Here is a 16,164-nt window from a genome sequence, read left to right on the forward strand (position 1 = left end):
CGATGGCGACAAAACGGCAGGGATTGTCCTTTTGCATCGATTTGCAATTAACAATCATTCCCATTCGCGTTTACAATTTTTACGATTGTTCCCAGCCAGCCGTGCATCCCGTAGGAAAAGCGCTGCAAGCCAGCCCGCCACCGCTTTTCCCTCTGGAGCCCGTCCATGTCCGCACCCCGCAGGCGCCTTGTCTGTGCCGTTCATCCCCTGGCCATCGCTGCCGCCCTGGCCGCCAACCTGGCGGGCGCCGCCTGGGCCCAGCAGCCCGCAGCCACAGACACCCCTTCGGCCACCACCACCGACCAGGTCGTGGCGCCCAAGGCACTCGACAGCGTCACCGTGTCGGGCGCGCGTGAAAGCGCATCCACCCGGCTGCAGCTCACGGCGCGTGAAACGCCGCAGTCGGTCAGCACCGTGAACCGTGCGCAGATCGAGCGCCAGTCGCTCACCAGCATCGACGCCGTGCTGCGCAACGTGAACGGCATTGCCGTGAGCTTCTACGACACGCAGCGCCCGCTGTACTACGCGCGGGGCTTTCAGATCACCGACTTCCAGACCGATGGCCTGCCCAGCTACAGCAGCAGCACCAACCAGGAGTTCGACACCGCGCTGTACGAGCGCATCGACATCGTGCGCGGCGCCAATGGCATCCAGACCGGTGTGGGCGTGCCCTCGGCCACGATCAACATGGTCCGCAAGCGCCCACAGCGCGAGTTCGCGGCGTCCGTCGCGCTCACCGCCGGCTCGTGGAACCTGTACCGGGGCGAGCTGGACATCAACGCGCCGCTCAACAGCGACGGCAGCGTGCGCAGCCGCCTGGTGGTGGCCCCGCAGAAGAAGGACAGCTTCCGCGACCGCTACTCCGAAGACAAGACCGCCCTGCTCGCGGCGGTGGAGGCCGACATCGGCACCGCCACCGTGGTGTCGGTGGGCTACCAGCGCCAGTCCAACGACCCCCAGGCGCCCATCTGGGGCACCATCCCGCGCTTTGCCACCACGGGCGCGCCGATTGACCTGCCGATCTCCACCAGCTTCTCGCCCCCATGGACGCGCTGGGAGCGCACCTCGGGCACGCTCTACGCGACGCTGGAGCACCAGCTGAACGACGACTGGAGCCTGAAGGCCGCGCTGAACCACACCGAGGGCGACACCTTCCGCCTGAGCACCTACGGCTACGGCGCCACCACCGCCAAGGCGCCCTTCATCAACCCGGTGACGGGCGCGGGCACCACGCTGTATGCCGCCGTCAGCGGCGGCAGCGAAAAGCAGGACACGGTGGACGCCTACCTGTCAGGCAAGTTCGAGCTGGGCGGCCGCAAGCACGACCTGGTGGTGGGCATGAGCTCCACCCGCACCGCCACGCGCACCGATGGCTACACCTCGGTGGCGGGCTGGAGCTATGTGATCCCCAACATCTACACCTGGGACGGCAATGCGCCTGCGCCCACATACTCCAAGACCGGCGCCTGGCGCACACAGATCACGCAGCAGACGGGCCTGTTCGCCTCGGCACGCTGGCGCGTGACCGACCCGCTGTCGGTGCTCACCGGCCTGCGCCTGACAGACTGGCACCGCCACTCCGACACCTACGGCACCACCGGCACGTATGCGGGCCGCTCGGCCATCCAGGACGAGAACCGCAAGGCCACGCCCTATGTGGGCGCGGTATATGACATCACGCCCACGCTGTCGGCCTATGCCAGCTACGCACGCATCTTCAACCCGCAGAACTACAAGGACCGCAGCAACCAGCCGCTGTCGCCCGTCATTGGCAGCAATGCCGAGGCCGGCCTCAAGGCGGAGCTGTTCGAGCGCCGCATCCAGGCGCACTTTGCAGTGTTCCAAACGAAGCAGGACAACTACGGCGTGCGCGACAGCGCCATCACCACCCCGCTGCCCGACGGCACCCTGCCCTACGTGGCCGTGAACGGCACCCAATCCACCGGCTTCGAGCTGGAGTTCGCGGGCATGGCCACCCGGCAGTGGCGTGTGAGCGCGGGCCTCACCCGCGCCAAGGTCACGCGGGCGCCCACCGACCTGATCTACGCCAACATGCCCGACTACCTGCTGCAACTGGGCACGGACTACCAGCTGTCGGGCGCGCTCGCGCCCCTGTCGGTGGGCGGCAACCTGACCTGGCAAAGCGCCATCGAAGGCTTCAACATCCCGCACCCCAGCGGCACGGTGACGGTGAAGCAATCGCCCAAGGCCATCCTCAACCTGCGCGCGTCCTGGCAGTTCAACCCCAAGCTCAGCGCCACGGTGGCCGTGAACAACGTCACCAACCAGAAGTACTGGGCCAACCTGGACTACGGCAACTATGCGGACCCGCGCAACCTGAGCGTGACCCTGCGCGCGAAGTTCTAGGCGGAGGCCGGGGCACTCCGGCCCCGGCAGGCCCCAGGTAGAGCCTGCCGGGTTTCGCCTCCAGCGCCCGCAGCTGCTTGTGCAGCCCCTCGGTGCGCCCCCGGGGGCTCGGCCACGCATTCGCGCTGGTCGCGTTCGATGGCTGTCCGCGCCCGCGCAATGGCCTGCGACTGCAGGTTAATCCGACAGCACCAGTTTCAGCACGCTGTTCTCGCTGCCCACATACAGGCTGCGCCGGTCGGCCCCGGGCGCCAGGAACTTCACCAGGTTCAGTCCCGCCGGCAACTGCCCGAGCAAGACGCCGCCGGGCGTAGACTCGGCCTGCCCCGCCAGCAGTTCCAGCCCCTTGGCCTGCGTCCACCGGTGCACGCCGCAGGTGCTGGAAAGAAACACCTCGCCGGGCCGGCCGGGCAGAACGCAGATTTGCTTGAAGGGTTCCTTGGAAACTGGCAAATTTCGATCTATCTCCAAAGACAACGCGAATCTCTGGATTCCCTGGGTGTCGATGCGCACCAGCTCGGGATGGAACCGCACAAAGTTGGTGGCGCCATCCAGCTCCACCCGGTTGCACAGCACCCACGACACCTGCGCAGCACCGCCCTCGAAGGCCATGTCCACAATGTCCATGTACCAGGGGCGCTGTGCCAGCGAGGGATAAGTCTGGGGCGTGTACAAGGCTTGCGGATCTCCCGCGACGATCGTCACCTGCCCATTGGCATCGATCGTGCCGACGAGGGGATTGCCGTTTTCTTTGCTATTGCTGATCGGGTTGACAAACGGCAGATAGCGCTTTGCAAACCACAGCACGCCCATCGTATCGGTGCGCAAGACTTGCACGCCCGGGTTGTTCCACCCCCCGGAAGCGAAATGGCTGGAACTGGTCCATGTCTGCCACGCAGACTGGCCATCCCTCGGCGTCCGGACCAATGCGCTGTTTCGGGCGTCATAGGCGATCAAGTGCCCATAGGCAATGGCCACGCGGTTCCCCCGGGGCTCCAACGACCATGTGCTCACTTGGCCCGAGGCGCTGACGGACCTGAGGGCCGGTGCAGGAGCAGCATCTGACGAATTGCCTCGCTGGTTCTCCAGCAAGATCAAGCCGCCAGCCCCATCAGGCAAGGCCTCGACGCCTCTGAGGAAGCTGAACCGCGCCTGGTTCTGGCCGTCCACCTCGCCTGCATTGGCTCGCACTCCCAGCCATCTGTAGACCACCGTGCTCGGAAGTTCCAATCGGCACTCCACGATCTCCGTCCCACTCTCATCCGTGTCGCTGCATGCGACAAACAAGGAGGTTGGAGTCATGTTCGACGGCCCTTGAACCACCGCCACTCTGCGGCCCCGCACCTTCCACCCTCCCGACAGTGGGCGACCTGACAAATCAAAATGTGCGATGGTGAATTCCCGTGCCCCTTGCTCCCCAGCCAGCGCCCAATACGCATCCTGGGCCCCGTAGACCTTCCTCAGCGGAGTCCACTGATCAAAAGGCCACTGGTTGGGAAGGACTCGCCATTGGTAAGCGCCGCCTTCCAGCACCAGATCCGCCCATTCATAGGGTTCTGTCGCAAACTTGGTGTAACGCCGCACCCCGCCGGTGGCGGATTCCAGCAGCTGACTCCCCCGGGGGAGGGGCAAAAGGGTTTTTACGGCTCCATCGGTCCCGAGGGTACGCAACACCGGTTGGTAGCGGGGGCCTGTATCAATGAAGTACACGAGCCCGTCCTGGGCCAGCAAGGGTGAATCGAACCGGAAGACGGAAGCACGCGCACCGACTCCATCCACCAGCGCGGTGTCCGACCCACCGCCCGCCAGGAGGACAGGCGTTTCCCCCTGCAAATAATGAACACTCCCGGCTCCCGTTTCCACAAGGTAACGGCCCAGGGCGTCAAACAAATAGCCACGAAAAGACCAGGGATACGTCCGGGCAAACGACGACGCCCCCAGCCGGCTTCTGCGCCCCACACGGCAGTCCCAACCGTACAGGCCAACGAACTGAAGGTCACCCTGGGCGTTGAACGCAGGCCCCGTCAAATCTGCGGGCAAACGCGCCATGGCGCCTTGCTGCAATGCGAACCCGCCACCGCCCAAGGCGCCGGCCACCATTTCCAGGGTGCCGGCTTTGGCGGGCGGCTCCACTGCGGGCTCGCCACCCCCGCCCCCTCCACCGCCACAGCCGCCCACACCGGAGGCCGCGGCCGCCAAGCCCCATTGACCAAACCGGCGACGCGTGATGGCTTGTGCTTTGGTATCGAATCCAGACGTCATGTTCAGGTTCTCCTTCCTTTGAGCAAGCGCCCATTATTGGTGCGTCGCACCAACGGAACGCTATGGCGGCACCTCTGTTACCCATAGAAACACAGATGTGCAACGCCCACCGACGGTTGTTTCCGCCGCGACCCATGCGACAAGCATTGACGGCACAATCAGCCTCTTTTTTGCGCCATCGCATCCGAACGAAGTGCCGACGATCCCATTTTTTGACGCCATCATCATCGGCGCCGGCGCTGCCGGCCTGTTCTGTGCAGCCCAGGCGGGCCAGCGGGGGCTGAAGGTTTTGCTCATCGACCATGCCGACAAGGTGGCGGAGAAGATCCGCATCTCGGGTGGCGGGCGCTGCAACTTCACCAACCGCGACCTGGACCCAGCCGCACCCCACAAGCACTTTGTGGGGCAAAACCCGCAGTTCTGCCGCTCGGCGCTGTCGCGCTACACGCCGCAGGATTTCATTGCGCTGGTGGACAAGCACGGCATCCCCCACCACGAAAAACACAAGGGCCAGCTGTTTGCCGACCGATCGGCCGAGGACATCATTGCCATGCTGCTGGCCGAGTGCGCGGCGGGCGGGGTGACACACTGGCAGCCTTGTGCGGTAAAAAACATCGCTTTTTTGGCCGCTACCGCGCATCCATCCAGCGCTGGCAGCTATCAAATTGATACTGACCGGGGCCCGGTGCAAACGCGCTCACTGGTGATTGCCACGGGCGGGCTGTCGATCCCCAAGATCGGCGCCACGGATTTCGGCTACCGGCTGGCGCAGCAGTTCCACATCCCGCTGATCGAACGCCGCCCAGGCCTGGTGCCGCTGACCTTTGATGGTGCGGGCTGGGCGCCCTATGCCCAGTTGGCAGGGCTGGCGCTGCCGGTGCAGATCAGCACGGGTGCCAAAAAGGCGCGCATGGCGTTTGACGAAGACCTGCTGTTCACCCACCGGGGCCTGTCGGGCCCGGCGGTGCTGCAGATTTCGAGCTACTGGCAGGAGGGCACGCCCCTGGCCATCAACCTCGCGCCCACGGTCGATCTGCCCGCTGCGCTGGCGCAGGGCAAGGCCCGTTCGCGCAAGCTGATTGCCAACGAACTGGCCACCTTGGTGCCCAGCCGCCTGGCCGATGCCTGGGCGGGTCGCGAGGCGGATTGGCAGCGCCCCATCAACGAGGCCAGCGACAAGGCCTTGGCGCGCCTGGCCGAGCAACTGGGGCGCTGGGAGCTGACGCCCACGGGCACCGAGGGCTACAAGAAGGCCGAGGTGACGCTGGGTGGCGTGGAGACCAAGGCGCTGTCGCAGCAGACCATGGAGTGCAAGGCCCAGCCGGGGCTGTACTTCATTGGCGAAGTGGTGGACGTGACGGGCTGGCTGGGGGGCTACAACTTCCAGTGGGCCTGGGCCAGCGCGCATGCGTGTGCGCAGGCGCTGCCGCTGGCCGGTGGTGCATGACGCATCACTGAAGCGGAAGACGCCGCCAGAACAACGCACCTACACTCGGGCCAGCCCACCGGGCTTTCACCCTCGGCGTCTTTTTCATCAGGGGACCGGCATGGATGCGATGGAACGCGCAGAAAAATTGCAGGCCGCCGCCACGGCAGTCGGTGCCCTCGTGGCCCTGGTGCCTGCGGCCAGCATCGGCGGCAACATCTTTGTCGCCATCCTTGCTGCGCTGGGTGTGGGATCGTTGGCAGGGGGCACGGTCATGCTGCGGTGGCTGCTCACCGACGAAGGCGACGCCTACCTGCGGGCCGACTCGCGCATTTCGGGCCGCTCCACCTCGCGCACCTCCGTGTGGCTGGGCAATCTGGCGCCGGGCGTGGTCCTGACCGGCCTGGCCGTTCTGCTCCACCTGCGCCTGGCCTGACTGCGGCACGCACCACAGCGCGGCGCGGCATCACCCCATCACCGGCGCGGGTAGCGTGCTGGTGGCATCCAGCGTGCGCAACGAGGCCCCCTGCAGCAAACGGTGCTGCAGCGCCCAGGCCTCTAGGTGGTCCAGCGGCAAGGGGCGGCTGAAGTAGTAGCCCTGCAGCTCCTCGCAGTCCAGCGCGCCCAGCACCTGGGCCGTGGCCAGGTCTTCCACGCCTTCGGCCACGATGCGCAGGCCCAGGGTGTGGCCCAGCGCGATGATGGCGCGGGTGATGGCCATGTCGGCGGGGTTGGCCAGCATGTCGCGCACAAAGGATTTGTCCACCTTGAGGCGGTCGATGTCAAAACGCTTGAGGTAGGCCAGGCTGGAGTAGCCGGTGCCGAAGTCGTCGATGGACAGCTGCACGCCCAGCGCCTTGAGGGCCGCCAGCTGCAGCTCGGCGGCATGGGCGTTGTCCATGAGCTGCGACTCGGTGATCTCCAGTTCCAGCCGGTGGGCGGGCATGCCGGTGCGGGCCAGCAGCGCCTCGATGTCAGGCACCAGCGCCGGATCGGACAGCTGCGCGGCCGAGAGGTTGACCGACACCGACACCTCCGCCAACGGGTGGGGGTGCGGGGGCGCCCCGCCATCCTCGGGCCGCGCTTGCCACTGCGCCCACTGCTCGCAGGCCTGCTGCAGCACCCAGCCGCCGATGGCGCGGATCATGCCGCTCTCTTCGGCAATGGGGATGAACTCGCTGGGCGGGATGGCGCCCAGCACCGGGCTGTTCCAGCGCAGCAGCGCCTCCACGCCCAGCAGGTGCGCGCCCTTGGCAGACAGGCGCGGCTGGTAGTGCAGGCTCAGCTCGTTGCGCTCCAGCGCGCGGCGCAGCTGCTGCTCCATGGTCTGGCGCGCCACGGCGCGCTGGTCGGTCTCCATCGAATAGAACAGCGCCATGTCGCGCCCCGTGGTCTTGGCCTCGTACATGGCCGCGTCGGCGCGGCGCATGAGTTCGTCGATGTCGCTGCCGTCCTCGGGGTACACCGCAATGCCCACGCTGCAGGACACGTTCAGCTCGTGCCCTTCCACCGGGTGGCTCTGGCGGATGAGCGGGATCAGCCGCCGCTCCACCAACTGCTGCACATCCTCGCGCCCGGCCACGTCGCGCATCACCACCACAAACTCGTCGCCGCCCAGGCGGCTCACGGTGTCGCGGCTGCGCACGGCTTGGGTGAGGCGCGCGGCCACCGAGCGCAGCAGGCCATCACCGATGTGGTGGCCCAGCGTGTCGTTGATGGACTTGAAGCGGTCCAGGTCGATGAACAGCACCGCCACCTTCTCGCCGGTGATGGGCGCCTGCGCCAGCGCCATTTGCAGGCGCTGCACACACAGCGAGCGGTTGGGCAGCTCGGTGAGCACGTCGTGGTGCGCGAGGAACTGGATGCGCTCCTCGTTGTGCTTGCGGTCGGTGATGTCGATGGCAATGCCGATGTGGTTGGCCACGGCGCCCCCCTTGCCCTCGCGCACGGCCGACACCATGAGCCAGGCCGGATAGGTCTCGCCCGAACGGCGGCGAAAGCGCACCTCGCCCTGCCAGGATTCCTTGTCGGCCATGGTGCGGCGGATCTGCGCCGACAGCGGCTCGCCGCCGGCCTCCTCCAGCAGCGAGCCCAGGCCTTCACCGATGAGTTCGTAGAAGTCGTAGTGCGTGCTGCGGCAGAACGCCTTGTTCACGCTGATGATCTGCTGCTCGGCGTTCATGATGATGATGCCCTCAGACGAGGCCTCGAACACCTTGGCCCACAGCTCCAGGCGCTGCTCCATCACCTTGAGCACGTTGATGGGCGTGAACGCCGTGAGCACCGAGTCGCGCCCCTGGAACTGCAGGCGCCGCGCCGACAGCACGGCCCAGGACGGCTCGGGGCTGCCCTTCCAGCGCACCTCGAACTCATCGACCGAGCCCTGGTCCGCCAGGCGCTGAAAGAAGCGTGCGCGCACGCCGGGCTCCAGCCCCACGGCCCAGGGGTCGGTCTTGCGGCCGCCCAGCCAGTGGGCGGCGGGCGCGTTGGAGTGCAGCACCTCGTGCTCAGGGATGGACGTGACCACCATGGGGATGGGAAAGGCTTCCACCAGCTCGCGCTGCGCCTCGGCCGCGCGGGCACTGGCGGCCAGTTCCTGCTGCAGCACGCGGTCGCGGTCGAGCTGGGACAGCATCTCGTTGAAGGCCGTGACCAGGCGGCCGATTTCGTCGCGGCTGTTCCACTGCGCGCGCAGCCGGTGGTCGCCGCTCTTGCGCACCTCGTCAGCCACCCGCGCCAGCTGCTGCAGGGGCTTGGCAATCTGGCGCGCCACCAGCGTGACGAGCGAGAGGATGCAGCCCAGCAGCACCAGCGCCGTGCCCAGGTGCAGCCACATGCGCGCAAACAGGCTGTCCACCCGCTGGTTCAGCAGGCGCTCCAGGTCCACAATGCCCACCGACCAGGCATCGCGCAGCGCGCCCAGCACCTGGGCCTGCTGTGCGCCCACCTGGGCCAGCGTCAGGCGCGATTCGCCAGCGGCAATGCCCTGCAACAGGGCCTGCAGGCTCGCCAGCGACGCCTTGAGCGCCTCGCGCTGCGGGCCCAGGGCCGCGCGCATCTCGGGCGACCCCGCAATAAAGGCCTGGTTGTAGTCCGACTCAATGCCCTGCGCCACCGCGTCCAGCCGCCCCACCAGCGTGAGCAGCTCCGAGTTCCATTGCGGCCCCAGCGCCGAGGGCGCCGCGCTCAGAAAACTCACCGTGTCGTGCACCGCCTGCAGCAGCTCCGGAAAGCGCAGCACCACCAGCGACATCACGTAGTAGCTGTCCAGGTCCGGGTCCAGGATCAGGTTGGACTGGTTGCCCACGGTGGTGAGCAATTCGCGCCCCTCGCGCAGCAGCTGGCTGCGCCGCAGGGTGAGCGACGGCGCATCGCCCCCCGCCGATGCCCCCGGGGCGGGCGATGCCGTGCCGGGCAACTGCTCCAGCGCGGTGCTGAAGCGCTGGCCTGCATCGCCGGTGTGCAACTGCTCGTCGTGGGCCTCGCGCACCACGGCCAGCCGGGCCAGCACCTCGGCCACCAGCGGCGGCTGCTGGGACGCATCCAGAAACTGCCCCAGCAAGCCGTCGCGCACCACCGCCGCATAGGTGGTGCCCACGATCTCCTTGCGCGTGAAATCGATGGCCAGGTATTTCTCATGGATCAGGATGCTGGAGACGTAGATCACCGCCGTCAGGTCCAGCAGATAGATGAGCATGAGCTTGCGGCCCACACTGAGGCGGCCCAGCCAGCCCGATACGCGGCGCATGAATGCCATGGTGTTGCGGCGGGGCCGCCCGGGCGGATGGCCAGGGCTCCCCACCGGTGAGTAGGAGTGTTACAACATGAAGCAACTTCCGCGCCATTGCCAGTCTGTCCGCCCCGCAAGAGGCCATCCTGGCGCGTCGCCGACGGAAAGGCAGGCAACCCTTGCGCCACCGGCACGGATAGAGGCTATAATCTCCGGCTTTGCTGGCAATGCCCCGTCGGCCAAATACTAGTTACAGACGGGGAAACCGCTTTGTACGGACTTGAGGCCCGATCTCCCCAAGCCCCTCTGCAGGCACCATTTGGAAAACATTAGCTAATGACTACGATCCGCGTAAAAGAAAACGAACCCTTTGACGTTGCACTGCGCCGCTTCAAGCGCACCATTGAAAAGCTCGGCCTGCTGACCGACCTGCGCGCCCGTGAGTTCTACGAGAAGCCCACCGCCGAGCGCAAGCGCAAGAAGGCTGCTGCCGTGAAGCGTCACTACAAGCGCGTTCGCAGCATGCAACTGCCCAAGAAGCTGTACTAAGTACCGCTTTGGCCCCGTTCTGATACGGAGTGCCGACAAACCCGCGCTAGGGACGCCAAGCGCGGGTTTTTGTTTTTTCGGGTCTGCACAAAGCCCCTCTGGCGTCGTTGCAGCGCCTTGCCGTAGCAAGACTACTGTCTGCGGCGCTGCGCCTAGCCAGAGGGGCTTTGTGCAAACCCTCCGTCCCCGTCTGAAACCAAAAAAGGAAGCCGCCATGAGCCTCAAGGACCAGATCACCGAAGACATGAAAACCGCCATGCGCGCCAAGGACAGCGAGCGCCTGGGCACCATCCGCCTGCTGCAGGCTGCGATGAAGCAAAAGGAAGTGGACGAGCGCATCGTGCTGGACGACGCGGCTGTGGTCGCCATCGTGGACAAGCTCATCAAGCAGCGCAAGGACTCGATCACCGCGTTTGAAGGCGCAGGCCGCCAGGACCTGGCCGACAAGGAAAAGTCTGAAATGGCCGTGCTGCAGGCCTACCTGCCCGAGCGCATGTCGGCCGAAGAAACGCTGGCCGCCGTGAAGGCCATCGTGGCCGAAATCGGCGCTGCAGGCCCTGGCGACATGGGCAAGGTGATGGGCGTGGTCAAGACCCGCCTGGCGGGCAAGGCCGACATGGGCCAGGTGTCGGCTGCGGTGAAGGCAGCGCTGGCGGGCTGATCGCCTCCTCACCACCACCCAGTCAGTATCTTTTTTATAGCTGCTACCGCTTGCCAGACGGGCGGTAGCAGCTATTTTTGCTTCAAACCGGGGTGTTTCCCCCCGCGTCGACATCCCGCGCCATCCACCCGGCGCGGAAATGCGCCTGCAGAAACTCCACACACACCCGCACCTTGGCTGACCGCTCCAGCCGCGTGGGGTACACGGCCCACACATTGGCCTCTTGCTGCCACTGCGGCAGCACCTGCACCAGGCGCCCGGTCTGCAGGTGCGCGCCCACATCCCACAGCGAGCGCAACACCACGCCACGCCCGTCCACCGCCCACTGCACGGCCATCTCGCCGTTGTTGGCCGACAGCGGGCCACGCACCTTGACCGACTCTTCCTGCGCGCCGCTGCGCAGGCGCCACACGCCAAAGGGGTGGTCGCGCTCCTTGATCACCAGGCAGTCGTGCGCGGCCAGATCGGCCACCGTGCGCGGAATGCCCTTGCGCTGCAGATACTCGGGCGCCGCGCACAACACACGGTGGTTGTCGGCCAGGCGGCGGGCAATGAGGTGCGGGGCGATCTCGTCACCCACGCGCACGTCCAGGTCAAAGCCCTCGCCCGCCACATCCACCAGCCGGTCGAACACCTCCAGCCGCACCTGCAGCCCCGGGTGCTGCTCCACCAGCCGCGACAGCGCGGGCGCCACGATCTGCCGGCCAAAGCCAAAGCTGCTGCTCACGCGCAGCAGCCCACGCGGTTCGCTGCGCGTGACGGCCACCTCCTGCAGGAGTTGCTCCATGTCGTCCAGGATGCGCTGCGCCCAGTGGAAAACACGCTCGCCCTCCTCCGTCACCGCCACGCGGCGGGTGGTGCGGTGCAGCAGCTTGACCTGCAGATCCTGCTCCAGCAGGCGGATGCGTTTGCTCACGTAAGCGGGGGACGTGCCCAGCTCGGTGGCCGCGCCGCCAAAGCTCGCCTTGCGCACCACGGCGGTGAACACGCGCAGGTCTTCGGCAGCTGGATTTTTATGCACGGTTCGTGAAGTATGAGGCCACAGTTGGCTGATTGTAGTTTTCGGTGACGCTGGGAACAATGCACTCCACAACGCTGGCTAGCCCCCGTGGCAGCCTCCCGCCACTTCTTCCAAGGACCGCTTTATGGCCACCGCAACCACTCCCAAAACCTACCGCATCGCCCTCATCGCCGGAGACGGCATCGGCAAGGAAGTGATGCCCGAGGGCCTGCGCGTGGTGCAGGCGGCCGCAGCGCGCTTTGGCATCGCCCTGGAAACCACCCCCATCGACTGGGCCAGTTGCGACTACTACGCGGCCCACGGAAAAATGATGCCCGACGACTGGAAGGCGCAGCTCTCGGGCATGGACGCCATCTTCTTCGGCGCCGTGGGCTGGCCGGCCACCGTGCCCGACCATGTCTCGCTGTGGGGCTCGCTGCTCAAGTTCCGCCGCGAGTTCGACCAGTACATCAACCTGCGCCCGGTGCGCCTGTTCGAGGGCGTGCCCTGCCCGCTGGCCGGCCGCAAGCCCGGCGACATCGACTACTACGTGGTGCGCGAGAACACCGAGGGCGAATACACCGCGCTCGGCGGCATCATGTACGAAGGCACGGACCGCGAGATCGTCATCCAGGAATCGGTCTACTCGCGCCACGGCGCCCACCGCCTCTTGAAGTTCGCCTTCGACCTGGCGCAAAGCCGCCCCAAAAAGCATGTCACCCTGGCCACCAAGAGCAACGGCATCGCCATCAGCATGCCCTGGTGGGACCAGCGCGCCGACGACGTGGCCCAAAGCTACCCCGAGGTCACGCTGGACAAGCAGCACATCGACATCCTCACCGCGCGCTTTGTGCTGCAGCCGGGCCGCTTCGACGTGGTGGCCGCCACCAACCTGTTTGGCGACATCTTGAGCGACCTGGGCCCCGCCACCACCGGCACCATCGGCCTGGCCCCCTCGGCCAACCTGAACCCCGAGCGCCACTTCCCCAGCCTGTTCGAGCCCGTGCACGGCTCGGCGCCCGACATCTATGGCAAAAACATCGCCAACCCGATCGCGATGATCTGGTCGGGCGCGCTGATGCTGGACTTCCTCACCCAGGGCCAGGGCGCAGGCCGCGCGGCGCACGATGCCATCGTGGCGGCAATCGAAGCGGTCATCAAGAACGGCCCCCGCACGCCGGACCTGGGCGGCACGGCCAACACCACGCAGGTGGGCGAGGCGATTGCTGCGGCGGTGGTGGCCAAGGGCTGAACCCCGCCAAGGCAAAAAGCTCCTATTTCAATAGCTTAAAAGGCTTAACTATCGCGCGGTAGAGGCCTTTTTCTCTTAGAACCTGTTCAAGATCTTTTCGGGGATCGCATTGGAGTGCAATCGGGATGAGTGGATGCTTCGGGTGCGCCGCATGGGCTCGTGCCCATGCAAGCAGCCGGGGCGTCCAATCGCCCGATTTCACTCCAACCCTTCGGGCAAGTGCCTTGCCGGGCGGTCTGCGGCGGAGCAAAGCTTGTGGATAGCCGGGCTATCCACTGCGCACCGCGCCTAGCATCCCATCCCGGCAAGGGACTTGTGCGACCCCGAAAAGATCTTGAACAGGTTCTTAAAGCAGCGAGCTATGTGGCGATGTCCTCGTGCAGGCAAAGGTAGTTGCCCTCCGTGTCCTTGAACCACGCGGCCTTCTCGGCGCCCAGCACACACACGTGGTTCACGGTCTTGAGGCCGGGGAAGTCGTAGTCCTCGAAGACCACCTTGGCGCGTTTCAGCGCCTCGATGGTGGCCGCGATGTCCGCCACCTGGAAGCTGATGGCCGTGTGGTCGGCCTTGGTGCCTTCCGGCTTGGGGAAGAGGGCCAGCGTGCTGCCCCCCACCGCATAAAGAAACTTGCCATCGGGCCGGAACCCGCCGGGCTTGAGCCCCAGGCAACCCTCGTAGAAGGCGCGGGCGCGGTCCATGTCCATCACCGGCAGCATGGTGGTTACGGAGGCATCGGACAACATACCAAGTCCTTTCGCTCAATCCGGCCCTGCATTCGATCTCAGCGCCCCCTGGTCCGCACCAGGCCCCGGTCCAGGCCGCCTGACCGGTGGTGCAGTGTAGGCCGATCCCCACCACAGCACCAGTGCAGACCGTGCTGCTGCCCGCGTCCTTCACCCCCCGTGGGGCGGCACCCTGAAGTTCTCGGTGATGTGCTTTTCGGCCCGCGCCAAGGCGGCACCCAGCGCCACCAGCCACCGCTGGCAGGCAATGCCTGCGCGCCGCAGCCTGCGGCCCCGCTGGGGCAAGGTGGGGGGCGCCGTCGGCACAGCGCCTGCGGTCGGGTGGGCCGTGGTGTCATCGAAAGTGCGGGGGACCAAACGGGTGGGGTGCAACATGGCCCGCATGCTCGGTCCTGGCTTACCATCTGTAAAGTTGAATTCAATGAAGCTTCAATTCATAAAAACTGATGCGCAACTTCAACCTGGACCACCTGCAGACGCTGATCGCCATTGCCGACCTGGGCAACTTTGCAGCGGCCGCGCAGGCGCTGCACCTGGCGCCGCCCACCATCAGCCTGCACATCAAGGAGCTGGAATCCCGCCTGCAGGCCGACCTGGTGGTGCGGGGCCGGCGGCAGGCCGAGCTGACCCCCGCTGGCGAGGTGCTGGTGCAAGAGGGGCGCCAGCTGCTGCTCGCCTGCGACGACCTGATGGAGCGCGTGCGCCGCCGCGCCTCAGGACGCGAGGGCATCGTGCGCGTGGGGGTGTCGGCGGGCGTCAGCACGCAGCTGCTGCCGCGCATGCTGGAGGCGCTGGCGGTGCGCTGCCCCGGGGTGGAGATCCGGCTGGAGGCCGTGGGCTCGGCCGATTCGATGCAGCGGCTCAAGGCGGGCACGCTGGACATCGGCATCATCGCCAGCCCGCAACCGCCTTTGGCCGAGGTGCGCCAGACCCCCTGGCGCAACGACCCCATGGTCGCCCTGCTGCCCGCAGCGTGGGAGGCGCCCACGTTCGTGACCCCCGACTGGCTGGCCAGCCGCCGCTGGGCATCGTTTGCGCCCGCCACGCAGATGCACGGGCTGATCGCCAACTGGTTTGGCCAGGCGGGCCACCACCCTCGCCCCTTTCTGGCCCTGAGCTACCCCGGCGCGCTCAAAAGCCTGGCGGTGGCCAGCCAGTGCGCCGCGCTGCTGCCGCTGGAAGAGGTGGAAGACCTGCAAGGTGCCACCGACGTGCAGGTCCGCCACCTGCAGCCGCCGCTCATGCGCCCCATGGCCGTGGCGCACCGCCACCAGCCCCCGCCCTCCCCGGCCGTGGAGGGCGTGCTGCAATTGCTGGCCGACTTTGCTGACTGACCGCTGCGGGCTGCGCACCGCCGTTCGCCATCACGCGGGCGGTAAGCCCTGAGCGCTGGGAGCACGCCGCACCGCAGGCCGACGAAGGTAGGGCTGCACAAACAGGAACAGCCCCGTCAACAGCAGCAGCGCCAGCGGCGGCAGGGGTGCGTACGTCACCCAATCCGGCGGGTTGCCCGAGCCCTGCGCACGGGCCACAAAATTGCCAATGACGGCCAGCGTGAACGCCATCGACACCCCGCGGTGAAAGCGCCGAATGCCCACACCGGCGCTCATCGCTCACCTCCGGCGGCGAGTTGGATCAGCTTCCAGCCGTTGCCCGCCGGGTCGCGAAAACCCGCATCCACATTGCCGTACCGGTCCACGGGCTCCTGCGTGAATTCCACACCCTTGTCGAGCCATTGCGCATAGGTTGCCCGGCAATCCGCCACATGCAGCACCAGCGGCGGCATGGCGCCCTTGGCCACCATGGCGCGCAGCGCCTGCGCCGTGGCGGCATCGTGGATGGGCGGGCCGGGTGTGAACAAGCCCAGTTGGAACCCGGGCTGGTCGGGGTGCTGCACCGTCAGCCAACGGTAGGGCCCGTTGCGCACGTCGGTGTGCACGCGAAACCCCAGTTTGCCCGCATAAAACGCCAGCGCCTCGTCCTGGTCGTCCACATACACGCCCACCACGCCAATGCCTTGGTTCTTCGTCATCAGATCTCCTTGGTTGTTGCTGAGAGCCTGTTCAAGGTCTTTTTGAAGATCGCATTGGAGTGCCATCGTGATGAAGTGGATGCTTCGGATGCGCCGCATGGGCTCATGCCCATGCAAGCAGCTGGGGCGTCCAATCGCCCGA

Annotated in this window: 14 protein-coding genes; 7 read left to right on the forward strand and 7 right to left on the reverse strand. The window is 66.5% G+C overall.

Annotated elements, in window-relative coordinates; translation table 11 throughout:
- Positions 1-165 precede the first annotated feature (165 nt).
- Positions 166-2,367, forward strand: coding sequence for a TonB-dependent siderophore receptor (locus tag DBV10_RS15685; RefSeq protein ID WP_124514546.1), 2,202 nt, complete (start codon positions 166-168; stop codon positions 2,365-2,367).
- A 177-nt stretch (positions 2,368-2,544) separates the two neighbouring features.
- Here the strand turns inward: DBV10_RS15685 and DBV10_RS15690 are convergent, their stop codons facing one another.
- A complete protein-coding gene (locus tag DBV10_RS15690) occupies positions 2,545-4,629 on the reverse strand; it encodes a hypothetical protein (protein WP_124514547.1) in 2,085 nt (694 codons plus the stop codon).
- Between the two features lie 193 nt (positions 4,630-4,822).
- Here DBV10_RS15690 and DBV10_RS15695 point away from each other — a divergent pair, with 193 nt between their 5' ends.
- On the forward strand, positions 4,823-6,076 hold the full coding sequence (locus tag DBV10_RS15695) for an NAD(P)/FAD-dependent oxidoreductase (RefSeq protein ID WP_124514548.1): 1,254 nt from the start codon (positions 4,823-4,825) through the stop codon (positions 6,074-6,076).
- 100 nt (positions 6,077-6,176) lie between these two features.
- Entirely contained in the window at positions 6,177-6,491 is a 315-nt protein-coding gene (locus DBV10_RS15700) for a hypothetical protein (protein ID WP_124514549.1), read from the forward strand.
- A gap of 30 nt (positions 6,492-6,521) precedes the next feature.
- Here the strand turns inward: DBV10_RS15700 and DBV10_RS15705 are convergent, their stop codons facing one another.
- Complete coding sequence (locus DBV10_RS15705; RefSeq protein WP_124514550.1) at positions 6,522-9,812, reverse strand: EAL domain-containing protein; 3,291 nt, start codon at positions 9,810-9,812, stop codon at positions 6,522-6,524.
- Positions 9,813-10,121: 309 nt separating this feature from the next.
- On the opposite strand from DBV10_RS15705, the gene rpsU reads away from it, so the two are divergent.
- Positions 10,122-10,334: a 30S ribosomal protein S21 gene (gene rpsU / locus DBV10_RS15710; RefSeq protein WP_007833691.1), complete on the forward strand. Its 213-nt coding sequence runs from the start codon at positions 10,122-10,124 to the stop codon at positions 10,332-10,334.
- 214 nt (positions 10,335-10,548) lie between these two features.
- Entirely contained in the window at positions 10,549-10,995 is a 447-nt protein-coding gene (locus DBV10_RS15715; RefSeq protein WP_124514551.1) for a GatB/YqeY domain-containing protein, read from the forward strand.
- A gap of 82 nt (positions 10,996-11,077) precedes the next feature.
- Here the strand turns inward: DBV10_RS15715 and DBV10_RS15720 are convergent, their stop codons facing one another.
- A complete protein-coding gene (locus tag DBV10_RS15720; RefSeq protein WP_199740121.1) occupies positions 11,078-12,016 on the reverse strand; it encodes a LysR substrate-binding domain-containing protein in 939 nt (312 codons plus the stop codon).
- Between the two features lie 124 nt (positions 12,017-12,140).
- On the opposite strand from DBV10_RS15720, the gene DBV10_RS15725 reads away from it, so the two are divergent.
- On the forward strand, positions 12,141-13,247 hold the full coding sequence (locus DBV10_RS15725) for a tartrate dehydrogenase (protein ID WP_124514553.1): 1,107 nt from the start codon (positions 12,141-12,143) through the stop codon (positions 13,245-13,247).
- Between the two features lie 359 nt (positions 13,248-13,606).
- Here DBV10_RS15725 and DBV10_RS15735 read toward each other — a convergent pair whose 3' ends face one another.
- Both DBV10_RS15735 and DBV10_RS15740 read right to left on the reverse strand, forming a co-directional pair.
- Positions 13,607-13,990 (reverse strand): VOC family protein, encoded by a 384-nt coding sequence (locus DBV10_RS15735; RefSeq protein WP_124514554.1) that lies wholly within the window; start codon positions 13,988-13,990, stop codon positions 13,607-13,609.
- A gap of 150 nt (positions 13,991-14,140) precedes the next feature.
- Positions 14,141-14,365 carry a hypothetical protein gene (locus DBV10_RS15740; protein ID WP_124514555.1) on the reverse strand — a complete coding sequence of 75 codons (225 nt, stop codon included), beginning with the start codon at positions 14,363-14,365 and terminating at the stop codon, positions 14,141-14,143.
- A gap of 71 nt (positions 14,366-14,436) precedes the next feature.
- Between DBV10_RS15740 and DBV10_RS15745 the strand changes: the two genes are divergently transcribed.
- Positions 14,437-15,324, forward strand: a complete 888-nt coding sequence (locus DBV10_RS15745) for a LysR family transcriptional regulator (RefSeq protein WP_124514556.1) — start codon at positions 14,437-14,439, stop codon at positions 15,322-15,324.
- A 30-nt stretch (positions 15,325-15,354) separates the two neighbouring features.
- On the opposite strand, the gene DBV10_RS15750 is transcribed toward DBV10_RS15745, so the two are convergent.
- Both DBV10_RS15750 and DBV10_RS15755 read right to left on the reverse strand, forming a co-directional pair.
- Complete coding sequence (locus DBV10_RS15750) at positions 15,355-15,600, reverse strand: hypothetical protein (RefSeq protein WP_124514557.1); 246 nt, start codon at positions 15,598-15,600, stop codon at positions 15,355-15,357.
- Positions 15,597-16,022, reverse strand: a complete 426-nt coding sequence (locus tag DBV10_RS15755) for a VOC family protein (protein WP_124514558.1) — start codon at positions 16,020-16,022, stop codon at positions 15,597-15,599. The genes DBV10_RS15750 and DBV10_RS15755 overlap by 4 nt, the downstream gene beginning before the upstream one ends.
- Between the last annotated feature and the right edge of the window lie 142 nt (positions 16,023-16,164).

It is taken from the genome of Acidovorax sp. FJL06, assembly GCF_003852545.1.
Lineage (GTDB): Bacteria > Pseudomonadota > Gammaproteobacteria > Burkholderiales > Burkholderiaceae_C > Acidovorax.

Bases quoted from the DNA above. Each gene is read 5' to 3' on its own strand.
- DBV10_RS15685 (WP_124514546.1), top strand. From the start codon at position 166: ATGTCCGCACCCCGCAGGCGCCTTGTCTGTGCCGTTCATCCCCTGGCC.
- DBV10_RS15690 (WP_124514547.1), bottom strand. From the start codon at position 4,629: ATGACGTCTGGATTCGATACCAAAGCACAAGCCATCACGCGTCGCCGG.
- DBV10_RS15700 (WP_124514549.1), top strand. From the start codon at position 6,177: ATGGATGCGATGGAACGCGCAGAAAAATTGCAGGCCGCCGCCACGGCA.
- DBV10_RS15705 (WP_124514550.1), bottom strand. From the start codon at position 9,812: ATGGCATTCATGCGCCGCGTATCGGGCTGGCTGGGCCGCCTCAGTGTG.
- rpsU (WP_007833691.1), top strand. From the start codon at position 10,122: ATGACTACGATCCGCGTAAAAGAAAACGAACCCTTTGACGTTGCACTG.
- DBV10_RS15715 (WP_124514551.1), top strand. From the start codon at position 10,549: ATGAGCCTCAAGGACCAGATCACCGAAGACATGAAAACCGCCATGCGC.
- DBV10_RS15725 (WP_124514553.1), top strand. From the start codon at position 12,141: ATGGCCACCGCAACCACTCCCAAAACCTACCGCATCGCCCTCATCGCC.
- DBV10_RS15735 (WP_124514554.1), bottom strand. From the start codon at position 13,990: ATGTTGTCCGATGCCTCCGTAACCACCATGCTGCCGGTGATGGACATG.
- DBV10_RS15740 (WP_124514555.1), bottom strand. From the start codon at position 14,365: ATGTTGCACCCCACCCGTTTGGTCCCCCGCACTTTCGATGACACCACG.
- DBV10_RS15745 (WP_124514556.1), top strand. From the start codon at position 14,437: ATGCGCAACTTCAACCTGGACCACCTGCAGACGCTGATCGCCATTGCC.
- DBV10_RS15750 (WP_124514557.1), bottom strand. From the start codon at position 15,600: ATGAGCGCCGGTGTGGGCATTCGGCGCTTTCACCGCGGGGTGTCGATG.
- DBV10_RS15755 (WP_124514558.1), bottom strand. From the start codon at position 16,022: ATGACGAAGAACCAAGGCATTGGCGTGGTGGGCGTGTATGTGGACGAC.